Origin of the sequence: Paenibacillus polymyxa (assembly GCF_015710975.1) — a bacterium.
Lineage (GTDB): Bacteria > Bacillota > Bacilli > Paenibacillales > Paenibacillaceae > Paenibacillus > Paenibacillus polymyxa.
The window spans coordinates 442,193-466,201 of record NZ_CP049783.1 but is presented as its reverse complement, the minus strand read 5'-3'; the positions used below and the strand labels follow the sequence as shown (position 1 = coordinate 466,201).

The following is a 24,009-nucleotide window of genomic DNA, read 5'->3' as shown; positions in this document are numbered from 1 at the left end:
CATGGATCAGGTTGGGTGTGTTTTGGAGCGCATATGTTTGAGGAGGTCCTCTACGGGCTGGGGAGGCACCTTGTCGATCAAGTCGCCTACCTGGTTTAACCGTTCCTCAATATTTAGCAAATGGTAATCAAGTGGTGACACATCTTGCCGTACCTCTTCCCAGGTTAGCGGAGTCGAGACCGTAGCACCGGGACGTGCCCGAGGAGTATAAGGAGCGGCTAGGGTTTTTCCCTGATAATGCTGCAAGTAATCAAAATAGATGGCTGTTCCACGATCCTTCTTTAACCGTTCCAGTGTGAACAGATGCGGGTGCTTTTCCGTCACAAATTGTCCAACCAACAGTCCGATGCTGCGTAGCTCGTCAAAGGTGATGCCTGTACGGATCGGGACGATAATTTGTACACCAGTGGCCCCGGAGGTTTTGGGGACAGAGTCCAACCCAAGCGAAGCCAATACTTCGCCTACAATGGAGGCGGCCTCCATAATACGTGGCTCGACTTCTCTGGATGGATCCAGATCAATCATCCATTCACAGGGCAGTTGGCTTCCTGTTCTGTGCAGAGAGGGATGAAATTCCAACGCAGCTTGATTACCGAGCCAGAGTAGTTGGGGCAGCTTGCCAAGCACGATATACTCAATGCCATCATGCAGAGCGGTTTCAATATAGTCTGGCCGAGGATGTGGGGCATTTTTCTGATAAAAAAAATCTCCATGGATACCATGTGGCCAACGGATGACAGTCAATAGACGCTGATGACAATATTTGAGCAGGAAGGGGGCCAATACCGCAAGCTTGCGAAGATATAGCGCCTTAGTTACACCTGCTTCGGGCCACAGCGGTTTATCCGGGTTTGTGATCGCAATTTCATGACCTTCAATCGTAATCGTACCTTTAACAGCTCGTCCCATAGTGCTATGCTCCTTTGGTTAACATGCAGCAAGATCATTATTTACAGACAACTGGCAGCATTTCTACATCTACATAAGGTTTAACATGAGCGTGCAGCACAGAATTTATCCATCAAAGGGATTGACAAGATACATTATGTATCATAAATTATAATAAAAATACGATATGTATCTATTAAAACGTCTTGAGCAGAGGTAGAGGAGGAGTGTGCTTGATTGAAAAGCAGGGCGGAAAGCTAGTATTTCTGTTGAGTGTCCCTCGAAGTGGAAGCTCGCTGCTAACTGCCATTTTGCAAAACCATTCCCGTCTGTTTGCCACGCAGGAAATGTGGTTTCTGCTCAGTTTATATGATCTTCCTCAGTCACATGCACGGCCATATGGAGGAACAGGAATACTCCGGCAATTTTTTAAAGGTATGGTCCCTCCACATGTATTGGAGCAGGCCGCTCGTTCGTATGCACTTGAAATATATAATGGCCTGCTTCAAGGGACGACCGCTGATATGCTTATCGACAAATCACCGCGTTACTATACAGTGCTTGAATTTGTAGACCGTTTGTTCCCGGCTGCCCGTCGAGTGTGGCTTATCCGCAATCCTTTGTCCATCGTGGCCTCGTTTAAAAAGGTCAATCAACTCCGAAATGGGAACTTTCACCTGCTGAAGGAACTGGGAAGTCCGCATTTTAATATGAAGATGACAGATATTACGGTTGGTTTGTTCCGGTACGCTCATTATTTTGCCACACCTCATCCACTTGCATACCCGCTGATGTATGAACAGCTCGTAGCCAATCCAAGGATGGAGACTGAGAAGCTGTGTCATTTTCTGGAGATCCATTATGAGCCGGGGATGGAAAGGTACGGGAACTTCGCGGATACGCCCCAATCCAATCTTTTTTATAGCATGGGAGCGGGTGATCCGTTTGTTATGGAGCATGAACAGGCGCATCAGAATTCGGTACATAGTTGGCAACATCTGTTGAGTACAATGGAAGTTGAACTGTATTGCAGAAGTATTGGAGCTCGCTTGTTTAGGCAGCTTGGTTACGGAGAAGCGCTGGAACAGGCTGAGCAGATGACTGGAGTCCGCTTTGAGGATGACCCGGATGTAGAGCTGTTGAGTCGGCGTACACACCAGTTCCTCCAACAAAGTGGCTTTGAATGGAAGACAGCTTATCGGATGCTGGAAGAACAGGATGCAGATAACAAAGGATTCATGACAAATGCAACCTGTCATGCTGCACCTCACAACCCGGCAAGGATGGATATGGCACAGATCGTGAGTGATCGACGAATTCAATCACTGGAAAACAGACTGGAACATAGCTTTGAGGAACGGAACCGGCTGATCGCGCAGCTCCAAAGCTATCAGCGCCCAAGCCAAGGATTCCGGTCCCATTTATTGGCCCGTAAGTTCGGGCGCTGGGCGTCTGAAGTATTATCAAGTATCGGAAAAGAAAAGGGGGGAGAACGTGAGTGCAATTGCCGGAATCTATAGATTTGGGCATGAGTCTGTATATGCTGAAGAAGGCGAAAAAATGATGCAAACTCTGCAAAAATATCCCGCTGACCGCGTGTGCGCTTGGTGTGAAGGTTCCATTTTTTTGGGATGTCATGCCCAGCATGTGACCCCAGAATCTGTTCATGAGCGTCTTCCCTTTTATGATGAGCTAAGAGATTTGGCCATCACGGCCGATGCGATCATTGACAACCGTTCTGAGCTGTTTGAACGACTAGCAGTTGAGCAGGGGCGGCGGATAGATATCACGGACAGCGAGCTGATTTTACTGGCATACGACAAATGGGGTGTTGATGCAGCAGGTTATCTGATAGGTGATTTTGCCTTTGTCATTTGGGATGCCAAGAAACATCGGTTATATGGTGCTAGAGATATGACAGGCAATCGTACGCTGTACACCTACCAACATGACGGAGGATTTGCGTTTAGCACGGTAGTCGCTCCGCTATTGGTTCTTTCCTCTCTGCGAAAAGAACTGCATGAACCATGGCTGGCCGAATTCTTATCTATCCGTGCAATGCAGGAATCCGTCGATATCGGGACAACCGCCTACAAGCATATCAACCAGCTGCCTCCTGCACATTGGTTCACTATGGAAGAGGGAAAGCAATCGCTCTGTAAATATGCATGTCTGGATGAGGTAGAGCCGTTGCGGCTCAAAACAGGCGGCGAATACATAGAAGCTTTCCGCGAGGTATTCTCCCAGGCGGTAACTGCCCGATTACGGACGCATCGCGCTGTAGGGGCTGCCCTGAGTGGGGGATTGGATTCCGGAGCGGTTGCCAGCTTTGCCGCGCCAGCGCTGCACTTACAACACAAGCCGCTACATGCCTACAGCTATGTACCTGTTCAAGATTTTACAGATTGGACACCACCTACATTGCTGGCAAATGAACGCAGCTATATTCAGTCCACGGCTCGCTATGTGGGTAATATTCATGAAAATTATATGGATTTTGAGGGGAAAAGCCCGTTTTCTGAAATTGATATTTGGCTGGAGTTGATGGAGGCTCCCTACAAATATTTTGAAAACTCCTTCTGGATTAGAGGTTTTTATGAGAAAGCACAGGAACATAATGTCGGAGTTCTGTTGACTGGGGCACGCGGCAACTTTACCGTTTCGTGGGGGCCTGCACTTGACTATTATGCCCGTCAGTTTCGCCGTTTGCATTGGCTGCAATCTTGGCAGGGAGTGAGGCGGTATAGCAAGCTTACAGGCAGTCGTATGTCTCATTTACTGCCCGTGATGTTGAAAAAAGCCACCTCACTTGACGCTCGCACATGGTGGGGACGTGGCAAGCAAAGTCCGATTCCTTCACTGATTCACCCAGAGTTTGCCAAGCGGATGAATGTAGAAGATATTCCCGTATTGAGTGGAACTGGCTGGAGGAAAAATGCCGATCAGACAAGAAAAGAGAAGTTTTCAAATTTGGCGATTGCTAACAAAAATGGTGTCATGGCGACCAAACTTTCACTCCGTTATGGCCTGTGGGAACGTGATCCGACCGGGGACAGCCGTGTCATTCGCTTTTGCTTATCGGTACCTTTTGAACAATATGTACAAAATGGCCGGGACCGTGCCCTCATTCGTAAAGCTATGCGTGATCATCTCCCCGATGATGTTCGGTTGAACCAGCGAGTACGCGGCGTACAGCCTGCGGATTGGCTACATCGTATGCTTCCTTGCTGGGACACGTTTATGGGAGAGCTGCAAGTGATGTGTCATGATTTACGAGCTGCCGAATATCTCAATATGGACTACATTAAGACGGCTATGGCGAAATACCGACATCCCCGTCCGGACCAGGCATCCGATCCGAATATACGACTATTCATGCACAGCCTGATCGTGTACCGTTTTCTCTGTGGTTTGAACTGATTTGGATCTAACCGATCAGACGGCGTGCCATTCGTGGGAGGGGAGGTGATGAGATGAGTAAAAAAGAATGGCAGGAACCGACGATTGAGGTGCTGGATATTAACCAGACTATGGCGGGTAAAGGCTGGAAACAGATTGATTGGGTGTCAGACCATGATGCCGATCTGTATAATCCGAGCTAACGGAAGATAATTATACATGAGCCGATGTTGGGCTGAGATCCAGATAGCTTACTGATCACGAGCCGTCTTTATTTCATTCGGGTTAGGTTGGACCGGAAGAAATAAAGACGGAATTTTAAGAACAGGGAGTGAGTCCTATCGCGCATGACAGGAGTGCCCATAACAGTTGGGTGAAATATACAGCCTTTGGACTCAGGATTGCCAGTGAGCTGACTCTGCCTGAGTTGATCCCAGCAGAACCGGGATTGGTAGAGGATGTGGTCATCCGGCAGGTTGATTTGTCAGCATGGAGGGACCAACTGGAGCAGGCCAATTTTGTAATGCAGGGTGAACGCTTTATGTTCCTAATACCGGGCACGGCCATTTATGCCATCAGGGGAGGCAAGGAAATCGAGGTAAGTATGTTGCCAAGGGCTGATCCTGACACCGTGCGGTTGTTTGTACTGGGCACATGCATGGGTGTTCTACTGTTGCAAAAACGGGTTTTACCTATTCACGGAAGTGCGGTCGTCATCGGAGGTCGGGTCTATGCATTTGTAGGTGAATCCGGCACGGGAAAATCGACGCTGGCTGCTGCCTTTAGACAGGCTGGCTATCAGATGATCAGTGATGATGTGATTGCTATAAACGTGACAGCTTCCGCAGCCATCGTATATCCGGCATATCCGCAGCAGAAGCTGGGACTGGAAAGCTTGCTTCAATTGGAGGCATTACGGGAGAACAAGTATGTACGGCAAAGAAAGCATGTTCTTTCCCTAACTGACGGTAATCCTGTAAGGACACAATACCAAGATTTGCGTAGGATTGCAGGTGAGCTCAATAAATATGCCGTGCCTGCTGTGGACGAATTTTATAACGATCCGCTTCCCCTGGGCGGTGTATTCGAGCTTGTGAGCGATTCTCCCAACCGTGAGTCGATGCGTGAAGGGGAGCCAGTGGTGGTTACGGAACAGCCCTTGAACAAACTGGAGTGCTTGCATACATTACTACAGCATACATATCGTAGGGCGATCATTCCGCGAATGGGTTTGGGTGAATGGTATTTTGATACAGCGGCTCGGATGGCTCGGAAAGTGGAAGGCTGGCGGCTGCTTAGGGACAGCTCCTTCTTTACGGCGTCCGAGGTTGTACAACGTGTACTTGAACTCATTCATAAGGAGGAAAAGAGTTATGGCAGCCATTAATCCAGCTAAGGATCATTATCGCATCACGTATAGTGAAGAGGTCTATGTAAGTGATATGGACGGAGAAAAAGTGATGATGAGTATTCATACGGGAAAGTATTATAATTTGGGCTTCACAGGAGGACGGATCTGGGAATTGGCAGAATTCAGCCCTTCAATTGAAGATATTGTAACTGTCCTGACGAATGAATATGAAGTGGACGAGGAACAGTGCAGACAGCAGGTGCATACCTTTGTAGCTGAATTGGAGCGGGAAGGATTGCTGAGGCTCCTGCGGGAGTTGAACTAACATGCGGATACAACGGCTTCTTCTCTTGTCTCCAGAGGTCAGGAGATTGTTGCCGGAAGCCTGGCTGGAGCTGGGATGCGCGAGATTTCGCCAGCGTCGTTCTTTTGGAGATTACTCAGAGGCTTGGGGAATATGTATGGAAGAAACCTCTTGGCAGTGCGAGGTCGGGCAGGAGAAGTCTATCCGTCACATTTCACAAGCTGTGGATGTAGCCAGCCGTTATACTCCTTGGCGCAGTAGCTGTCTTGTACAAGCCGCTGCCGCTATGACGTTGCTGGTACGCAGAAAACTGGACTGTACACTGTATCTGGGCACAGCCAAAAATGCTGCGGGACAATTGGCAGCACATGCATGGGTACGGAGTGGGCCGATCTATGTTACGGGAGAACGGGAGATGGGAGCGTTTACCGTGGTGGGAATATTCGGGAGACGTGCTGGGACAGCTACAAATACGAGGACAGCGGATAAAGGCAGTTCTCTGTTTTAGTTTTAGTGCGATATAAAAGGAACAAAGAACGTTCAATGAATCGAAGGAGAAGAATCCATGACCACCAAGTCTATTTTGGAACTTGCGAATTGGAATGAGGATCAAGAATTAACGTTGTTACTCTCTCTACTTCGTAAAGACGTCAATCTATGGCAGAATACGATGACTGCTTCCCAGTTGCAGGAGATCGATTGGTCCCGCTTGCTGCGTCTGACAGAACACCATCGTGTGATACCTACGGTGTATCTCCAGCTGAAAACGTTGAATCACCCGTTCATTCCCGCAGAATTGCTGCGAAACCTTCAGGCGCAATATCATCGAAACACGCTGCGCATGCTCCATCTTCAAGCAGAAGCCGAGCGTCTGACCAGGCTGCTCACAGCTCATGGAATCCGTGTGCTGATGTTGAAGGGTCCTGCTCTGGCGCAGCAATTGTACGGGGATGTTTCCCTGCGTACCTCTAAAGACATTGATTTACTTATTGCCCCGAATGACATGGATGAAGCGGAGCACTGGATGAAGGAAGCTGGGTATGCGTCCAAAAGCGGAGAAGCGCGCGTCCTTGGTAGCTGGAAGTGGAAGGATCATCATGCCTCCTTCCTACAACCGCAAAAGAGGGTCGAAGTCGAGTTGCACTGGCGGCTTCACCCGGATGGGGGGCGGGAGCCCTCCTTTGACGAGCTTTGGGACTGCCGGCAAATGGATAAAGCCCCAGCAGTTCGAGCCAGTCAGATGGCACCAGCGACTTCTGCCGACAGCAGGAATGTGACGACATCCTGTATGTATACGCTTGGCAGCGAGCATCAATTTCTGTACCTCAGCGCACACGGAGCGCGTCACGGCTGGTTCAGGCTGCGCTGGTTGGTTGATATTGACAGGCTTGCGGTACGCGCTGTCGATTGGGGGGCGCTACTGCCGCAAATGCGCCGTTACGGAGGCCTGCCCGCGGGCGGGCAGGCTTGGGCACTGGCCGCTGCGCTGTTCGGTACGCCGATCCCGGAGCCGATGCGTCCGATATCGGCTACCCGGCAGGCGCACAGGCTTGCGCTGAGCGCGCTGGCTTTTATGCAGGCCAGCGTCCCTGCGCCGTACCCGGTTGCCAATGGGGCGGGTACAGGCAGACTCGTTCAGCCAGAGCTATTGCCTAACGTAGCTTTGACCGAGTCAATGAATACCGCCCCTTCGGATGGCGGTATTTCAGCTAACGGAACCTCGGGCGAAGCTGTTCTGTACGCCGTCAGTAGTGCTGCTGGCATATCGAAAGATGCCAGCAGCATCCTTGGTGACCCGGTGAATACAGTGAACACTGCTGTAAGTAGCCTTGCCAAGCCTGTAGGTGCTGCTACAGTCGCCTCCAGTCCAGCCATTGCTGGAGCTACAACAACAGCGTTTACCCCTCAGCCGGTTAGCCGCGCTTACTTGCTTTCCTTAAAGGAGCCAAGGCACAGACTATGGTATCTCATCAGCCGTGTGTTTCCTTCTACGAGGGATTCAGTCATTTGCCCACTGCCTCGCCAGCTGCATTTTTTGTATATTCCTTTACGTCCATTTCTTTGGCTAAAACGTCGATTTTCAAAGCACTAACCCGATAAGGAGTGTACATGATGACTCACCTGCGATTATATATGACCAAGCTGTATAGCGTGAACGGCGGGGCGTTATTTCTTAATATTGGATGTATGATGATCGTCAGCCTACTGGAGGGTGTCGGCATTTATATGCTTGTTCCTATGCTGGCGGCCATCGGCGTATTTGGTGGTCATTCAGAGATGCCATTTCTGTCGGGTGGATTTGATTATTTTTTGCCGTACATTCCTAAAAGCTGGCTGTTGCCGGGGATGCTAATGTTTTTCGTCGTGCTGCTTACCGGGCAGGCTTGGCTTCAGCGTTACCAGTCCATTCTTAACTCACGGATTCAGCAGCGTTTTATGCGTTCCCTTCGAATAGACGTATACACTTCCTTTATGAAGGCGCAGTGGGCTTTTTATTTGCGTCAGCGTAAATCTGATTTTAGCCACGTGATGACGACCGAGCTGGCGCGTGTCAGTCAGGGAACGAATTTGCTTCTTCAACTGACCACGGCCGTCATGTTTACGCTAATCCAGATTGCGCTGGCTTTTTGGCTATCCCCTTCTTTAACCGGGCTGGTGTTTCTGAGTGGCTTGACGCTGTTTGTCGTGTTCCGTCGCTCCATCCGAAATGCCAAACAATTAGGTGACCGTACCACTGAGCTGTCACAGATTTATTTTGCCGGAATTACGGATCATATGAACGGGATGAAAGATATTAAAAGCAATCTGCTGGAAGTAGCGAATATTCATTGGTTTCGCTCCCTGACGCAGCGCATGGAGGATAATACGACTCAGTTTGTCCGGCAAAATGCGACCACACAGTTTTTTCATCGCATAGCGGCAGCTGTTTTTGTCGTTAGTGTCCTATTTGTGTCGCTCCAGTGGCTGCATGTTACACCTGAAAAACTGATCGTGCTCGTCCTTATATTTTCCCGCTTATGGCCCAGGTTTGCCCTTATACAAGCGAGCCTGGAATATATTATGTCTATGATCTCTGCTTTTGAGAGTGTAACCAAAGTGCAACGGGAATGCGAGGCTTTCTCAGATCCTGCTTTAATTGGGCTTACATCCTCTGAGAATCATGTCCCATTCGATTCATCGGTAAATCATTTGTCATCTACATCTACATCTGCACGGCAACCCCTATCCTTTCGTAATGGAATAGAATGCTGCCATTTGGATTATTGCTACGAGGGTGCGGCAGAGCCTGCCCTACGTCATATTAATTTGTTGATACCCGCCCGGGGAATGACTGCCATTGTAGGGAAATCAGGAGCAGGCAAAAGCACAATGGTCGATGTTCTAATGGGTTTTTTACGCCCAACGGGGGGACAGATTAAAATCGATGGTCATGTGCTGGACGACAAATTGCTGCCGCTGTGGCGGCAGTCGTTTGGCTATGTGTCACAGGACCCGTTTTTGTTCCATGCGACCGTCCGTGAAAATTTGAAGCTGGCCGATAAGGATGCTAGTGAACAACAGCTATGGGAGGCGTTACATTTTGCAGCTGCAGACAACTTTGTATCCAGACTGCCAGAAGGGCTGGACACAGTCATTGGTGATCGCGGGATTCGTCTGTCCGGGGGAGAGCGTCAACGGCTGGTATTAGCGCGGGCTATTTTGCATCATCCTCCTGTACTCATCCTGGATGAAGCGACAAGTGCACTGGATGGTGAGCACGAGGCTGCAATTCAGGCAGCATTGGAACGGATGAAAGGTCAAATGACGTTGATCGTGATCGCTCACCGCCTGTCAACGATCAGACATGCAGATCAAATTGTTGTTCTGGATCAAGGCGAGGTCATACAGCAGGGGAACTACCACCAACTGGTAGAAGAGGAGCGGGGGGCGTTCAGTCAGCTACTTTCGTATCAAAGCACTGTCAGCGCCGCCCCTTAGTCATAAGAGAGTCACCCTCCATAAATATACTAAAAATTTTGCAACAAAAAGGCGCTAATATTTTTTATTCTGATCCTTATGTTCCTAAATATAAAGTAATAAGAAAACAAAGCTTTAGTTTGAAGAGTATTGAAATTAATGAGGTCAAATCTTTATCCATTTTGGCATACCAATGTCTAATCCGTAAGCCTCACGGGGATCTTTTCGCACAAGAAATGAAGACGACTTATAAAGACTTGATAAATGATTTTGAAATACGGAAAATGACAAAAAGCTAAATAACAATCCCCCTTTTCAACAAAAGGCGTGCATCGATATTAATATCGATGCACGCCTTTATTGATGGTACTGCTCCATACTAACCGCACAGCTGTCATCTCTGTCATCAACATGTCATCATTTTCTTTGTGACATGCTGGCGCTGATCAATACGTTAGCGAGCATTGCATGTCACATGAAATAGTGAAGATTTGTAACTAGCTTAAATGATAGCGAGTGAGTGACAATTGGATTACTGAAGACGACCCAATATGCTTGTATGCAGAAAGAGTCGTACTTCAAAAAAATCCATGAGGTGAATGCCGAATTTTAAATTGATGGTTAAAGGGGATTTTTAGGGAATTTAGAAAATAATAAGTAAGTATTTCAGGAGGTTTTTATGAAAAAGAAAATGATTATTGTACTTGGTGCTTCTGCTATAATGCTGGCTAATTTTGTAGGAAGTACTTATGCAGATTCGAAAACAGTAGTTTCTGTTACAGCTCCCTACAATACAAATCAAATAGCAGAATGGTTAGAAGCGCATGCAAAGCCTTTAAAAACAACGAATCCAACTGCACCTCTTAATGATTTAAAACCACTTAAGAATATGGTAGGTTCAGCTTCAATTGTAGGTTTAGGTGAAGCTACACATGGGGCTCATGAAGTTTATACAATGAAACACCGCATTGTTAATTATTTAGTATCTGAAAAGGGCTTTACCAACTTAGTTTTAGAAGAGGGATGGGACAGAGCTTTGGAACTTGATCGATATGTTCTTACTGGTAAGGGAAACCCAAGCCAACATCTATCACCTGCATTTAAGACGAAAGAAATGTTACATCTACTTAGTTGGATTCGGCAATATAATGCTAATCCAAAACATAAATCTAAAGTGCGTGTCATTGGGATGGATATTCAATCAGTAAACGAGAATGTTTATAATAATATAGTAGAATATATAAAAAGAAACAATTCAGATCTTGTGCCTAGAGTCGAAAAGAAGATAAGAGGGCTTATTCCTGTAACAAAGGACATGGATACCTTTGGCAGCCTTACGCAAAAGGAAAAAGAAAAGTATATTTCAGATGCTAAACAAATCAGTGCTTTATTAGAACAAAATAAAAGCTATCTAAATGGAAAATCCAGAGAGTTCGCATGGATAAAACAAAATGCCCGTATTATTGAACAATTTACTACAATGTTAGCGTCACCACCTGATAAACCATCCGACCTTTTTTTGAAACATGATATTGCAATGTATGAAAATGCGAAGTGGACTGAAGAACATTTAGGAAAAACCATTGTTTGGGGACATAACGGACACGTTTCGAAAACAAATATGATTCCTTTTATATACCCTAAAGTAGCTGGGCAGCATTTAGCGGAGTATTATGGAAAGCGGTATGTATCTATTGGAACATCAGTTTACGAAGGGCAATATAATGTCTATAATAATGACGGTGAATTTGGCCCATATGGAACATTAAAATCAGATGATCCCAACAGCTATAACTACATCTTTGGACATGTCAAAAAAGATCAATTTATTATAGATTTACGTAAGACGAACGGAGTGACAAAAACTTGGTTAAACCAACAACATCCAATTTTCGCTGGAATAACTACGGAAGGCCCTAATATACCAAAAACTGTTGATATATCATTAGGTAAATCGTTTGATATACTTGTTCAAATTCAAAAAGTGAGTCCATCTCAACTACATCAATAAATTTGTAATAATGTGGCTCAACGAAGTGTAGTATTGATGGTAGTGTTAAGTGTCAATAGAGTTGATTAAAAATGTCAGTCATGTTATTCCATTAAAGGGGATGTAGGATAGAAACACTTCGCCATCCCCCTAAATGAAAATTTTCTGTCTCTACATTTAGTTATTTCCTTTCCTGTAAAGCTCACGTTTCTTTACGTTTAGCAGGGCTCCTTTTCTTTTTGACTGGAGCAGGAGAGATGGCGTCGCCTGCCACAGCTTGTTGTGCTGTCACGGCTGCTGGTTTACGCGCAGGACGTTTTTTCGCAGCAGGACCAGGATCGGTAACGACAGGCTTCACTGCCTCAATACTGGCTTGGAGGGCAGCCATTAAATCAACCACATTGGTCTGAGGCTGTGTTGGGGCAATTCGCACCTCTTCGCCAGCTACTTTATGCTGGATAAGATCCAGCAGACGCTCGCGGTACTGATCCGTATACTTTGCTGCATCAAAAGGGGTAGATAGCTGCTCGATCAACATTTTTGCCATGGTCAGCTCTTTCTCTTTAACCTCCTCCTGTCCAGGTAAGTTGGGAACTTGAGCAATGGGACGGATTTCGTCCGGGTAAAACATGGTCTCCACCGCCAAGCATTCATCCAGCACGCGAATGGCTGCCAGACTGCTTTTCGAGCGGATGGAGATTTGGGCAATCCCGATTTTTCCGGTATCCTTCATTGCATTCATGAGCAGCTTATACGCATTGGAGCCGGCTTGATCTGGGGACAAATAATACGTTTTCTGAAAGTAGATCGGATCAATTTCCTGTAAATCCACAAAGTCCAAAATCACGATATTTTTATCGGCTTGCCCGCTAACTTGCTCCAGTTCCTCCTTGTCGAACATGACAAATTTTCCTTTTTCATATTCGTATCCTTTTCCAATTTCCTCCCATTCAACCTCCTTATCACAAACAGGGCACTTCCGTACATAGCTCAGTGGACTCCCACATTCCTTGTGAATATAACGCATGGAAATATCCTTGTCCTCAGTAGCTGAAAACATTTTAACTGGCACATGAACCAGCCCAAAGCTGATCGCGCCTTTCCAGACTGTATGCATACCGCCAGTCCTCCTTTTTTACCCGCATATTTCATATTTCGATTCCGGACACCCGGGCTGTGAGCATTTCCTTTTTCACTTAGTATGCTTCGCACAAAGGATTGTATGAGGTGCAAATGTAGGCTGCGAATTGCTTTCACTTGCGCATGGTTTCAGTTTTATTGGTGAATGTTAAGTCATATCCGATTCAAAAGGAGGTACACCATTGATGCCTAGAAAACCTTATCCTCAGAAGATCAGTCATCGTGTGGGGCAAAGTCAGATTGCCTTTCGAGGGCCTGTTGCAGGCGAACAGGATGCATTGCCACCCGAGTTTGCTCTTTCACATGGAACGCCGCCGCCTTTTCCCGTAGCTGTCGCTCATGTGGATTTGGAGGCTGTAGTTTCAACTTCGCCTTCTCATAGCTTTCCTTCATTGGATGTTGAACGGATTATAGACGAAGACTAGGTGACCTATATTTCTAAATATTGCACAAAAACAAGGAGCAGGAGGAGAACAGTATGAATGTGGAACGAGCAAAAGCCATTTATGATTCAAACGAAACGATTGCCGTCCAATTGGATGGCAAACCGATTTGGATTGAGCATGTAGATGAAGCGAATGGTATGGCAACGATACAGATCGGCAGCAGACCCGGCAATACACAAACCGTTCGTGTGGATCGATTGGAAGAACAATAGGAGAGGGAATCCAACCTAAAAAGGCTCGCAATTGCTCAATGAGCAATTAGCGAACCTTATTTTATATAATAAGTGCGATTGTGGAGACAAGTTAAACGCCAAACAAGTTAATTTGAAGGTGGAACTGGTTTTTACACTGCAATGGTCTTCAAATGTGGAGAAACCATCAACTCAGCCTCTGTTGCCATTTGAACATCTTCCACCGACAAACCTGGAGCAATTTCCTTGAGCATCAGCCCTTTACCCGGAATAACATCGATGACACCCTTTTCGGTTACGATGGTCTTTACCACATTTACAGCGGTTAGGGGCAGCTTACATTGTTTCAGTATTTTCGGCGCCCCATTTTTGTTCACATGCTCCATAGCTACAATCACTCTCTTGGCTCCAACCACCAAATCCATGGCTCCGCCCATGCCCGGCACCTTTTTCCCTGGGATCATCCAGTTTGCAAGGTTGCCTTTCTCATCGACCTCCAGAGCACCCAGAACGGTAACGTCCACATGCCCTCCACGTATAATGGAAAATGAAAGCGCACTGTCAATATAGCAGGCTCCTTTCATGGTTGTAACGTAGTTTCCGCCTGAATCGATACAATCGAGTCTTTCTTTTCCCGGAGCTGCTTTGGGACCAACGCCGACAATTCCGTTCTCCGCCTGCAGCATAATATTAATATTTTCCGGGATGTAGTCCACCGCCATGGTAGGTAATCCAATACCAAGATTGACCACTTCGCCATCTTTGAATTCCTGGGCTATTCTTCTAATAATCAATTCTCTATTATTCATTGTCTCCACCCACCTTTACAATCGCGTCGACAAATATTCCGGGAACATTGATATGATTGGGGTCAATTTCTCCCGCCTTTACGTATTCGTCTGTCTGAGCAACTACATACTCGGCTGCGGTAGCCATCACCATATTGAAGTTGCGTGAAGTGCCGTTGATGACAAGGTTCCCCGCTTCATCAGCTTTATGGGCTCTGATGAGCGCCACATCGGCTTTGAGCGGTAGTTCGAGCAAATATTCTCTTTCGTCAATTTTGATTTTCTGTTTTCCTTCCTCTACAATGGTGCCGACACCTACAGGTGTTAAAAATCCACCCAAACCGGCTCCGCCTGCGCGTATTTTTTCAGCGAGCGTCCCTTGTGGGAAGAGTTGAACCTCCGCTTCTTTTGTCATCAAGAGCCTTCCTGTTTCGGGATTGGAGCCAATATAGGATGCAAAAATCCGCTTGACTCTACCACTTTTTACAAGTCTATAAATAGATAATTCCGTTGTGCCTGTGTCATTGGAAATAATCGTAAGATTGTCAGCGGAATTTGTATCGACAAGCGCACGCACCAGTTCTTCTGGAATGCCTCCTTGCAGAAAACCTCCGACCATCACCGTATCTCCGTCTTTGATTCTCTTAACTGCTTCTTCAGCGGAGTTTACTTTTTTATTCATGGTTCCGTCTCCTTATCTATTTTTTAGAAAAGCAAACTTTATTGGAGATAATCGTATAGGACTCTTCCATATGGAAGCGTTAAATTGGCAATAAAATGTTTTCCGCCAACATAAGTTTTAACCGGCAAATCTGCCACAGGAGCATTGACATGGGGGATCAAGCTTAATCTGGCAGGCCCTGACCAGGCTCCTTTTACAGTAATATTTTCAAGATTATATGCCACTAGCTGAGCAATTTTAGGAGTGCCGTCTACATCAGGAATTAATTTTAAATTAACTTGCGTTTTTGCGATGGCTTTAGCCGTTTCCTTTTCATCAAGCACGTTATATTTGAAAGGGGTGGTTCCCATAGCTACCAGGACGTTATTGTAATGCAATGTACCCGTCAGCGTCTCTGTATCCTCAACGACCAGGCGAGGCTTCGCCCATTTTTTCGGAAATCCCCAGATTTCACGTCCCCCCAGAATAGCAGGTGCATTATCCAAATACATTTGGGCAACAAAATTACACGGTTCTCCCTGAAAAGTACACGGAATGACAATGCCGCTTTCCTCATAGCTTCCTAAACCGGATGAATCGGGCATTTTGATCCATTCATAGGAAACCGTATTACTTCCATCCGGCTGAAGAGGTTCAGGAACCGCCTGTCTAATCGCGGCGGGATCGGATTCATAGGTAATAATAAAGAATTCCCGGTTGATGAACCGGCATGGCGGACGTCCATAACTACCACTGGCCGCAGGCATGGATTGGAGTGAAAGTACATCTTTTTGATTCATAGCGATCTCCCTTCCTTTTTAAGAGGTATTTCAAAAAGTTATCTTGAACACACGTGCTTTAAATAAGTGCATTTTCAACCAGCATGGCTATTCCCATTCCCGTTCCAATACATAACGAGACTACGCCATAACGTGAAGATCTGCGTACCATTTCGTGAACCAACGTAACCAATACCCTAGCACCGCTTGCACCAACAGGGTGACCGATTGCGATCGCGCCGCCATTGACATTGGCTTTCTCTGGATTAACTCCAAGCTCTTTTTGCACCGCTAGAGCTTGTGCAGCAAACGCTTCGTTAATTTCAAAGAGATCAATGTCATCTATAGACATTCCCTGTTTCTTCAGCAGTGACGAAATGGCTTTTACCGGTCCCATTCCCATATATGCAGGGTCAACACCAACAAGCGAGTAACCTTTGATATATGCTAACGGCTTTAACGCATGTTCCTTACATTTGTCTTCCGACACGACTAGCATAGCCGCCGCACCATCATTGATGCCCGAAGCGTTTCCCGCAGTAACCGTTCCGTTCTCCTTAAACGCAGGTTTTAACTGAGAAAGTTTTTCTTTCGTCGTATTTCCTCTTATGTGTTCGTCCTCTGTGAAATAAGTAGTTTCTTTTTTGTTTTTGATCATGACCGGAACAATTTGCTCTTCAAAAACCTTGTTGTTTTTTGCTTCGACAGCCTTTATCTGGCTTTCATAAGCAAATGCATCTTGCTCAAGTCTTGAAATTCCATATTTTTCGGCAACATTTTCGGCGGTAATTCCCATATGGTAATGGTTGATCGGGCATGTTAGGCCATCGGCCACCAAGGAGTCTACCAATTCACCGTTACCGAGCTTGTAGCCGTTTCTAGCATTTTTTAGCAGATAAGGGGCGTTCGACATGCTCTCCATGCCACCGGCCAAGACGATGTTTCCTTGTTCTGCCAATATGGAATCGTAAGCTAACGCGACGGCATGGAGTCCTGAACCGCAAACCGTGTTTATCGTTGATTCGGGTACATCAATGGGGATACCGGCTTTTAGTGCCGCCTGTCTGGCAGGATTTTGACCATTGCCCGCTTGAAGAACATTTCCCATAAAAATTTGATCAATCAAAGAAGGCTCTAATTTACTTTGCTGAAGGCATGCTGTCATCACGGTTGCTCCCAGTTCAGGAGCGCTCAGGGGGGCAAGAGCTTTATTAAATGAACCGACCGCTGTTCTCAACGGGCTTACTATAGCTACTTTTTTCATAAAAACTCACATTCCTTTCGCTGTGTTCAAGGACACAATACATCCATGACTGCACTTCCATTCGTAATTCCGGTCCTAACCTACGAAACGTAAAAACTGCAAGATACATTTACATGCGGGCATATCATGGTGCCTAAGACAGTGAGTATGACGGTCCGATCGCCTTCTTTCCTTTCTGGAAATTAAAACCAGAATTATCATAGTTCTAATACAGATTTTGCTCAATGTTCAAATCTTTACATAGATCCAAATACAGATGTTTATAGAGCCATATCGTCCACAATAAGTAGGTCATTCTAATGTTTTCTGTTAATTTCTTGATTTTTCTGAAAATAGTGATCAAAAATTGAATTTTATGTTAAATACGAAAGTGCAAATCAATCTGTGAAAAAAATTTCTTGGTAAATTTCATTTAGCTCATCACAGGGGAAAAACTCCCTCTATATGTAAATTCGCAACCAACTTATAGCATCTAAAAAAGCAAAGTAGGTTGCCAATCCAAATGAATACATTTGGAATTCGGATAAATATCAATTCATATATGTCTGGGCCACCTATAGCAATGACGTTATGACGTCAGTGTTTTTTTATTTGCTCGTGTGAACAAAAAAGAAGCCGACTGCTTGAGAGCAATCGGCTTGGAACGTAAAAATTTTACTTCAACAGCTCACGAAAAATGTACGTCTGCCGTCGTGAGCAAACGCGCAAAACGATTACCCAGCACTGCATTGTGATGAGCTACGATTTGTTCGCCGCTTAGTACCTTGCTATCAAATGTACTATGCGCATCCGATACGAGCACGTTGTTCTGGTATCCCAGACTATAGGCACTTCGGCAAGTCGTGTCGAGACAAAATTCAGTCTGCATTCCGGCAATAATCAGCTGGCTTGCCCCCAATCCCTGGAGCACATGACGCAATTCAGTTTGGTAGAAGCTGTCCCAGGATGATTTTCGGACAATTCGTTCGTGAGGAAGAGGACGCACCACGTCTGCGATGGCCCAGCCTAGACTGTTTTCCCGGAAATCCTCATCCGCTTCATCGGTATGCTGCACGAAAATGACCGGTGTACCAGAAGCTCTGGCTTCGGTTAAAAGCTGCTGCAAATGCGCTACAACTTCCTGTTCACGATACAGCTTCTCATCATACATGAACATAGCCTGCTGAACATCAATCAAGAGTAAAACGGTTTGTCCCATCAGTTCGATTCCCTCCCTATGTGTAACACTTAACTTACAATAGCATGTCTTCATGCCTTGCGGCGACATAAGGTGAACTATATAATAAAGAACAAGTTGGAACGGTCCGATTCGGACGAAAGGTGATTAAAAGAGATGACAATTTCGCAGGAACAGTTTGTATTCCGTTCTGTCTCAGAGGCACAGACCGGGACATTAGCAGGCTTTTTGGCAGCCCAAGCGGGTCCCGGAACCGTGATTGTGTTGGATGGAGATCTGGGAGCGGGCAAGACTGCTTTTTCCAAGGCTTTTGCCAGCCATTTAGGGGTGCCGGGTATCGTAAATAGTCCAACCTTCACCCTCATTAAGGAGTACGAGGGCCGATTGCCTTTGTATCATATGGATGTATACCGTATCTCTCAGGACGAGGCGGAGGATCTGGGGCTGGACGAATACTTTTACGGGACAGGAGTATGTCTGGTGGAATGGGGTAGTATTATACCGGATATGTTGCCGAATCAGCGGCTTCACATGTATATAGAAACAACGGATGTAGGGGAGCGCTTGATTCACCTGACCGGGTACGGCGAGCCTTATGAACAATGGTGCCGCAGCTTGCGGGAGAATGGAGTTTGAACCATGCAAAGAGAGCATACAGATGTAAATGAAAAGCCGCGTGAGCGGTTTTTGACGTTAGATACAGCGACGACTGTAATGGCGGCCGCCCTGATGAACGGAAAAGAGCTGCTGGGAGAAAGTAATGTTTATGGCGAACGCAATCACTCGGTGCATGTCATTACTGAGCTGGAACGGCTTTTGAGCGAAGCAGGACTGACACGCGATGATGTGGACGGTCTTGCAGTAGGTGTTGGACCGGGATCTTACACTGGCATCCGAATCGCGGTGACCGCAGCCAAGACACTAGCTTGGGCCTGGGGGTTCCGGTGACATCCATTTCCACTTTGCAGGCTTTGGCTTGGGGTGGATGGAATCATGGTATCGAAATGAAGGGGCAAGAAGGTAAACATGAATCTGCGAATAACGACTCGTCTGGGGCGCAGGCAGCAGATTGGATTGTGCCTGTGCTGGATGCGCGCCGTGGTCAGGTGTACACGGGGCTGTTCACTGCGAATTCAGTTAACGACAGCGGTAGCCCGCAGCGGTTAGAGGCGGATGCTATCCGGTTGATGACTGCGTGGACAGATGATCTGCTGCAACGTTTGGAGGTTTTGCCTGTCGAAGAGCGTCCTGCGGTGATTTGGCTCGTCGGTGAAACGACGATTCACGCCGAAACAGCGGAGCGCTTGCGTGCATGGAGCGAGCTTCGTATCGTACCGTATGAGCTGGAAGGAAAATGGGTTGGCCGCCTTGGGGCGGATAAGCTGCTTCGTCAGGAATATGACGAGCTACATACGCTGGTTCCGAATTATACCCAGCTGGCGGAGGCGGAAGCCAATCTGCTTCGTCAGCGCTGAAGAGGCGGTGAGCAACATGGCAAAGAACATACAGCGGGAAGAGAAGCTTGAGTTTCGCTTAATGCAACTGGATGACATCCCCGATGTGCTGGAGATTGAGCATGAAGCGTTCACGCTGCCGTGGACGGAGGAAGCCTTCCGCAATGAGCTGACGATGAATCATTTCGCTAAATATATGATTATGGAGCTTAATGGACGAGCCATTGGTTACGCAGGCATGTGGACGATTATGGATGAGGCGCATATTACGAATATTGCGGTTCGTGAGGCTTATCGTGGACGCAAGCTTGGAGACAAGCTGTTGGATGAGCTGATGCAGACTGCCTCTTATTTAGGGATGGAGCGTATGACCCTAGAGGTCCGGGTAACGAACCGGATCGCTCAGGGCTTGTATGAGAAAAAGGGCTTTAAGCCTGCAGGTGTACGCAAGGGCTATTATTCGGATAATAACGAGGATGCTGTGATTATGTGGGCGGATCTTCCCGCACACGGGGCATCCGGTGAACAGGAAGGAAGCGTGCAGGAGCAATGACGCAAGCGGAAAAAGCAGGTACAGGCTCTGCCTCTAGCGAGCCTTGCTATATACTGGCAGTGGAAACGAGTTGTGATGAAACGGCTGTTTCTGTCGTGAAAAATGGCACAGAGGTGCTTTCGAATCTGATCTCCAGTCAGATTGAAACACACAAAGCCTTTGGCGGTGTTGTGCCAGAGGTAGCGTCGCGCAAACATGTAGAAAGCATTACCTATATGCTGGACGAGGCTATGCAAACATCGGGAATCAGCCCCCGTGAGATTTCAGCGGTTGCCGTGACGCAAGGACCAGGACTGGTTGGCGCATTGCTGGTTGGTATAGTCGCCGCCAAGAGCGCTGCTATGGCGTTCGGCAAACCGTTAATCGGAACGCATCATATTGCGGGACATATTTATGCAAATCAGTTGGAGCATGATATTGTATATCCATGCATTGCTCTCGTGGTGTCAGGAGGGCATACCGAGCTGGTGCTGATGGAGTCCGAAGGTCATTTTCAACTTATTGGTCGTACAAGGGATGATGCGGTTGGAGAAGCCTACGACAAAGTAGCGCGAGCCATCGGATTTCCATATCCCGGCGGTCCGCATGTGGATCGTGTAGCCCATGAATCGGAGGAAGTGGTTACTTTGCCGCGTGCATGGCTGGAGCCGGATTCTTATGATTTTAGCTTTAGCGGCTTGAAATCGGCGGTGCTGAATGTAATTAACCAGACGAAAATGCGCGGAGAAACCGTTCATGCGGGAGCGATTGCAAGAGGATTTCAAGAGTCGGTCGTAGAGGTGCTGGTGGAAAAAGCGATTCGTGCTATGCGTGAATACGGTGCGAAGCAGCTGCTGCTTTGCGGCGGTGTTGCTGCTAATCGTGGACTACGTACAGCATTGCGGGAACGCTGTGAGCGTGAAGGCATCGAACTGCTTGTACCCTCCATGAAATACTGTACAGATAACGCAGCGATGATCGGTGCCGCGGCATACGCCAAGTGGAAGCGCGGAGAATTCACCTCATTGGACATGAAAGCTGATCCAGGGCTGTCTCTGGAAGAGTGGTCTGTTCAAACTTAATTGAGCGAATAGGAAGGACACGACACATTCAGGGTCGTGTCTTTTTTTATTCCGCGCTATACATATATATAAATAGAATTTCAAGAGGATAAAATACAGGAGTTTGAGCGAATGATTGCCAGCATCTTATTTCCTCGCATGATTCGTCACAATTGTTCACGATTTTTCATGTTCCACCAAAAAAACATGAAAATTTTATACTGCCCGAATAATGATGTGATTTGTCAAGTTGTGAACAAAGTTATCCACATATACCGTTCAAAATGTGGATAAACAGGCTCGAAGCAAGCAGGCTAAGACTTTTAGGTGATAGTAGGATGGGGGATATTTCATAGCTATATTGATTGTGAAATCTGTGGATAATGTGGATAAAGTAGTGGATAAATTTGGTTTTCATTTGAAGGTGGCGTTTTATCAATAAAAAAATGGCCTAAAAGGCCATTTTTCAATATCGTCCATACACAAAAGTTGTGGATATTCTTGTGTACAAAAAATAGAAGAGGGAAATGTGAAATTTTTATGGCTAAGATTTTATGCAGCAGCTTTATGCCTCAAGCAGTTCCTCCCAGGATGCATAGGTTTCAGTCAATTCCTGTTTATGGGTGTCGAGTTGTGCCTGAATATCCTGAAGTGCTGTGTAATCCTGATAAATTTCAGGCATGGTCATTTGTTCCTCCAAGCCTACAATTTGTTCTTCCAGCGTTTTAATCTTGTTTTCCAATGCCTCCAGCTTGCGTTGACGACTACGTTCCTCGCTTTTGGCTTGTTTGTCTGCCGCATAGGTGGCCGCGCGTGATTTTGGAGTGGTCTCGTCTGCTACGGACGCAGAGGCAGATGGGGCCTTGCTACGATTGCTCTGATTTGCCTCGAGCGCTTCCTGTGCGATTTCCTCCAACTCTTGTTTCTTGGCTACATAGTCATCATAATTCCCCAGGAAATGTTCTATTCCTTCAGGATGAAGCTCAATGACACGTTCAGCCATTTTGTTAAGGAAATAACGGTCATGGGAGATGAACAAGAGCGTACCGTCATAGTCCATCAAAGCCGCTTCCAGCACTTCCTTGCTAAATAGATCCAGATGGTTGGTAGGCTCATCGAGAATTAATACGTTGGCTTCGCGCAGCATTAGCTTGGCCAGGGATACGCGGGCTTTTTCTCCTCCGCTTAATGAAGCTACCTTTTTCAGTACATCGTCACCGCTAAATAGGAAATTACCCAGCACTGTCCGAATCCGTGCTTCTTCCATATGAGGGTATTCGCTCCACAACTCCTCCAGTACGGTATTGGCGGGGTTCAGGTTTGTCTGCTCCTGGTCATACAGACCGATTTTGATTTTCGTACCCCAGTGGATGGACCCAGCAGCAGGTTTAAGTGAGCCAGTCAGACATTTGAGCAAAGTCGATTTTCCGATCCCGTTCGGACCAATCAGTGCCACCGTATCTCCACGTTTTAAGTCAAAGGATGCATGCTGAAATAAAGGCTTTTTCCCCTCATACGCTACGGAAAGGTCACGCACCTCTAATACTTCCTTACCCGACATATAGGCAGTTTCAAAAGAAAAGTGGGCTTTTTTCAAATCGCCCATAGGTCGATCCATGCGCTCCATTTTGTCCAGCTGCTTGCGGCGGCTCTGGGCACGTTTGGTTGTAGAGGCTCGCACGATATTGCGTTGTATAAATGCCTCCATCCGTGCGATTTCCTCTTGTTGCTTTTCGTAATGCTTGATGTTTGTTTCATACTCGGCAGCCTTTAGTTCCATATAGCGGCTGTAGTTGCCTGTATAGCGGGTGGAGCGATGGCGCTCAATTTCAATAATCGTCGTCACCAGTCGATCCAGAAAATATCGGTCATGTGATACGACCAGCAGCGAGCCGGAGTAGCCGCGCAAATAGTCTTCCAGCCACGTCAGTGTTTGAATATCCAGATAGTTGGTAGGCTCATCAAGCATAAGGACATCTGGAGCGAGCAGTAGGATGCGCGCTAGTGCAAGTCTGGTTTTTTGACCTCCGCTTAGGGTGGCTACAGGCGTTTCGGGTGCAAATGAACCAAAGCCCATGCCGTGCAGCACGCTGCGAATACGGGTCTCCATTTCATAACCACCGTGATCCTTGAACCAATCTGAGCGTCGTGCATAGCGTTCGAGCAGATCGGCATAACGCTTTTCGTTCTGCGCATTTGCCGGATCGGCGATTTCCTGCTCCATTTGCCGGAGTTCTCGTTCTGCTTCAATCAGCGGTGTGAACACCAGCATCATTTCATCCCAGATCGAACGGTCAGAATTTAAGCCACTGTTTTGCGCCAAATAACCGATGCTGGTTTCCTTCGCTTTAAAGATTTGTCCACTGTCATAGGATATTTCACCAGCAATGATTTTGAGCAGGGTCGATTTGCCTGCACCGTTCACACCTACCAGCCCAATACGTTCACGTTCCAATATTTGAAGGTTAATCCCGTCCAGAACGGGCTCAATTCCATAGGATTTAGTAATTCCGGTTACTTGCAATAGCATAGCGTATCGTTCCTCCATTACATTTTGCACAGTTCTTCCTGCCTTTTTCGCAGGTACCTTCCTTCCAGTTTACATGAAATTACCCACTATTGCACTG

General features: G+C 46.8%; 22 protein-coding genes and 1 pseudogene. 15 read left to right on the top strand and 8 right to left on the bottom strand.

Annotation, left to right across the window (positions count from 1 at the left end; translation table 11 throughout):
• Positions 1–6: 6 nt before the first annotated feature.
• Positions 7–909, bottom strand: a complete 903-nt coding sequence (ligD, locus tag G7035_RS02550; protein WP_019686425.1) for a non-homologous end-joining DNA ligase — start codon at positions 907–909, stop codon at positions 7–9.
• Between the two features lie 212 nt (positions 910–1,121).
• Between ligD and G7035_RS02545 the strand changes: the two genes are divergently transcribed.
• The 9 genes from G7035_RS02545 (at position 1,122) to G7035_RS02505 (ending at position 11,910) form a co-directional block, all read left to right on the top strand.
• Positions 1,122–2,408: a sulfotransferase family protein gene (locus G7035_RS02545; protein ID WP_019686426.1), complete on the top strand. Its 1,287-nt coding sequence runs from the start codon at positions 1,122–1,124 to the stop codon at positions 2,406–2,408.
• A complete protein-coding gene (locus G7035_RS02540) occupies positions 2,383–4,308 on the top strand; it encodes an asparagine synthase-related protein (protein WP_019686427.1) in 1,926 nt (641 codons plus the stop codon). Before G7035_RS02545 ends, G7035_RS02540 begins: the two co-directional genes overlap by 26 nt.
• Positions 4,309–4,361: 53 nt before the next feature.
• Positions 4,362–4,490 (top strand): paeninodin family lasso peptide, encoded by a 129-nt coding sequence (locus tag G7035_RS02535; protein WP_013369856.1) that lies wholly within the window; start codon positions 4,362–4,364, stop codon positions 4,488–4,490.
• A 128-nt stretch (positions 4,491–4,618) separates the two neighbouring features.
• A complete protein-coding gene (locus G7035_RS02530; protein ID WP_019686428.1) occupies positions 4,619–5,674 on the top strand; it encodes a dephospho-CoA kinase in 1,056 nt (351 codons plus the stop codon).
• A complete protein-coding gene (locus G7035_RS02525) occupies positions 5,661–5,963 on the top strand; it encodes a lasso peptide biosynthesis PqqD family chaperone (RefSeq protein WP_019686429.1) in 303 nt (100 codons plus the stop codon). Before G7035_RS02530 ends, G7035_RS02525 begins: the two co-directional genes overlap by 14 nt.
• Before the next feature lies 1 nt (position 5,964).
• The gene (locus tag G7035_RS02520) at positions 5,965–6,450 is read left to right on the top strand and encodes a lasso peptide biosynthesis B2 protein (RefSeq protein WP_029514890.1); all 486 of its coding nucleotides are present in this window, start codon (positions 5,965–5,967) and stop codon (positions 6,448–6,450) included.
• Positions 6,451–6,507: 57 nt separating this feature from the next.
• Positions 6,508–8,034 (top strand): nucleotidyltransferase family protein, encoded by a 1,527-nt coding sequence (locus G7035_RS02515; protein ID WP_019686431.1) that lies wholly within the window; start codon positions 6,508–6,510, stop codon positions 8,032–8,034.
• 20 nt (positions 8,035–8,054) lie between these two features.
• Positions 8,055–9,920: an ABC transporter ATP-binding protein gene (locus G7035_RS02510; RefSeq protein ID WP_019686432.1), complete on the top strand. Its 1,866-nt coding sequence runs from the start codon at positions 8,055–8,057 to the stop codon at positions 9,918–9,920.
• Positions 9,921–10,578: 658 nt separating this feature from the next.
• Entirely contained in the window at positions 10,579–11,910 is a 1,332-nt protein-coding gene (locus tag G7035_RS02505) for an erythromycin esterase family protein (protein WP_019686434.1), read from the top strand.
• Between the two features lie 181 nt (positions 11,911–12,091).
• Here the strand turns inward: G7035_RS02505 and ku are convergent, their stop codons facing one another.
• A complete protein-coding gene (ku, locus tag G7035_RS02500; protein WP_019686435.1) occupies positions 12,092–13,006 on the bottom strand; it encodes a non-homologous end joining protein Ku in 915 nt (304 codons plus the stop codon).
• Between the two features lie 208 nt (positions 13,007–13,214).
• Here ku and G7035_RS02495 point away from each other — a divergent pair, with 208 nt between their 5' ends.
• Together G7035_RS02495 and G7035_RS02490 are read left to right on the top strand one after the other, a co-directional pair.
• Positions 13,215–13,454, top strand: a complete 240-nt coding sequence (locus G7035_RS02495; RefSeq protein ID WP_019686436.1) for a hypothetical protein — start codon at positions 13,215–13,217, stop codon at positions 13,452–13,454.
• A 53-nt stretch (positions 13,455–13,507) separates the two neighbouring features.
• Positions 13,508–13,687 (top strand): H-type small acid-soluble spore protein, encoded by a 180-nt coding sequence (locus G7035_RS02490; protein ID WP_019686437.1) that lies wholly within the window; start codon positions 13,508–13,510, stop codon positions 13,685–13,687.
• Positions 13,688–13,818: 131 nt separating this feature from the next.
• On the opposite strand, the gene G7035_RS02485 is transcribed toward G7035_RS02490, so the two are convergent.
• The 5 genes from G7035_RS02485 to G7035_RS02465 all read right to left on the bottom strand — a co-directional run bounded on the left by G7035_RS02485 (position 13,819) and on the right by G7035_RS02465 (position 18,356).
• On the bottom strand, positions 13,819–14,475 hold the full coding sequence (locus G7035_RS02485; protein ID WP_019686438.1) for a 3-oxoacid CoA-transferase subunit B: 657 nt from the start codon (positions 14,473–14,475) through the stop codon (positions 13,819–13,821).
• Positions 14,468–15,136: a CoA transferase subunit A gene (locus G7035_RS02480; protein ID WP_016821212.1), complete on the bottom strand. Its 669-nt coding sequence runs from the start codon at positions 15,134–15,136 to the stop codon at positions 14,468–14,470. The genes G7035_RS02485 and G7035_RS02480 overlap by 8 nt, the downstream gene beginning before the upstream one ends.
• A 38-nt stretch (positions 15,137–15,174) precedes the next feature.
• Entirely contained in the window at positions 15,175–15,915 is a 741-nt protein-coding gene (locus G7035_RS02475) for an acetoacetate decarboxylase (RefSeq protein WP_019686439.1), read from the bottom strand.
• Between the two features lie 58 nt (positions 15,916–15,973).
• Positions 15,974–17,158, bottom strand: a complete 1,185-nt coding sequence (locus G7035_RS02470; protein ID WP_019686440.1) for an acetyl-CoA C-acetyltransferase — start codon at positions 17,156–17,158, stop codon at positions 15,974–15,976.
• 667 nt (positions 17,159–17,825) lie between these two features.
• Positions 17,826–18,356, bottom strand: coding sequence for a cysteine hydrolase family protein (locus tag G7035_RS02465; protein ID WP_019686441.1), 531 nt, complete (start codon positions 18,354–18,356; stop codon positions 17,826–17,828).
• A 135-nt stretch (positions 18,357–18,491) separates the two neighbouring features.
• On the opposite strand from G7035_RS02465, the gene tsaE reads away from it, so the two are divergent.
• From tsaE to tsaD, 4 genes and pseudogenes are all read left to right on the top strand, one after another.
• The gene (gene tsaE, locus G7035_RS02460) at positions 18,492–18,971 is read left to right on the top strand and encodes a tRNA (adenosine(37)-N6)-threonylcarbamoyltransferase complex ATPase subunit type 1 TsaE (protein WP_019686442.1); all 480 of its coding nucleotides are present in this window, start codon (positions 18,492–18,494) and stop codon (positions 18,969–18,971) included.
• A gap of 3 nt (positions 18,972–18,974) precedes the next feature.
• Positions 18,975–19,810 (top strand): annotated as a pseudogene (gene tsaB, locus G7035_RS02455) (tRNA (adenosine(37)-N6)-threonylcarbamoyltransferase complex dimerization subunit type 1 TsaB).
• Between the two features lie 16 nt (positions 19,811–19,826).
• Positions 19,827–20,342 (top strand): ribosomal protein S18-alanine N-acetyltransferase, encoded by a 516-nt coding sequence (rimI, locus tag G7035_RS02450; protein WP_013369872.1) that lies wholly within the window; start codon positions 19,827–19,829, stop codon positions 20,340–20,342.
• The gene (tsaD, locus tag G7035_RS02445; RefSeq protein ID WP_019686444.1) at positions 20,339–21,403 is read left to right on the top strand and encodes a tRNA (adenosine(37)-N6)-threonylcarbamoyltransferase complex transferase subunit TsaD; all 1,065 of its coding nucleotides are present in this window, start codon (positions 20,339–20,341) and stop codon (positions 21,401–21,403) included. The genes rimI and tsaD overlap by 4 nt, the downstream gene beginning before the upstream one ends.
• A 544-nt stretch (positions 21,404–21,947) precedes the next feature.
• Here tsaD and G7035_RS02440 read toward each other — a convergent pair.
• Entirely contained in the window at positions 21,948–23,912 is a 1,965-nt protein-coding gene (locus G7035_RS02440) for an ABC-F family ATP-binding cassette domain-containing protein (protein WP_019686445.1), read from the bottom strand.
• Positions 23,913–24,009: the final 97 nt, after the last annotated feature.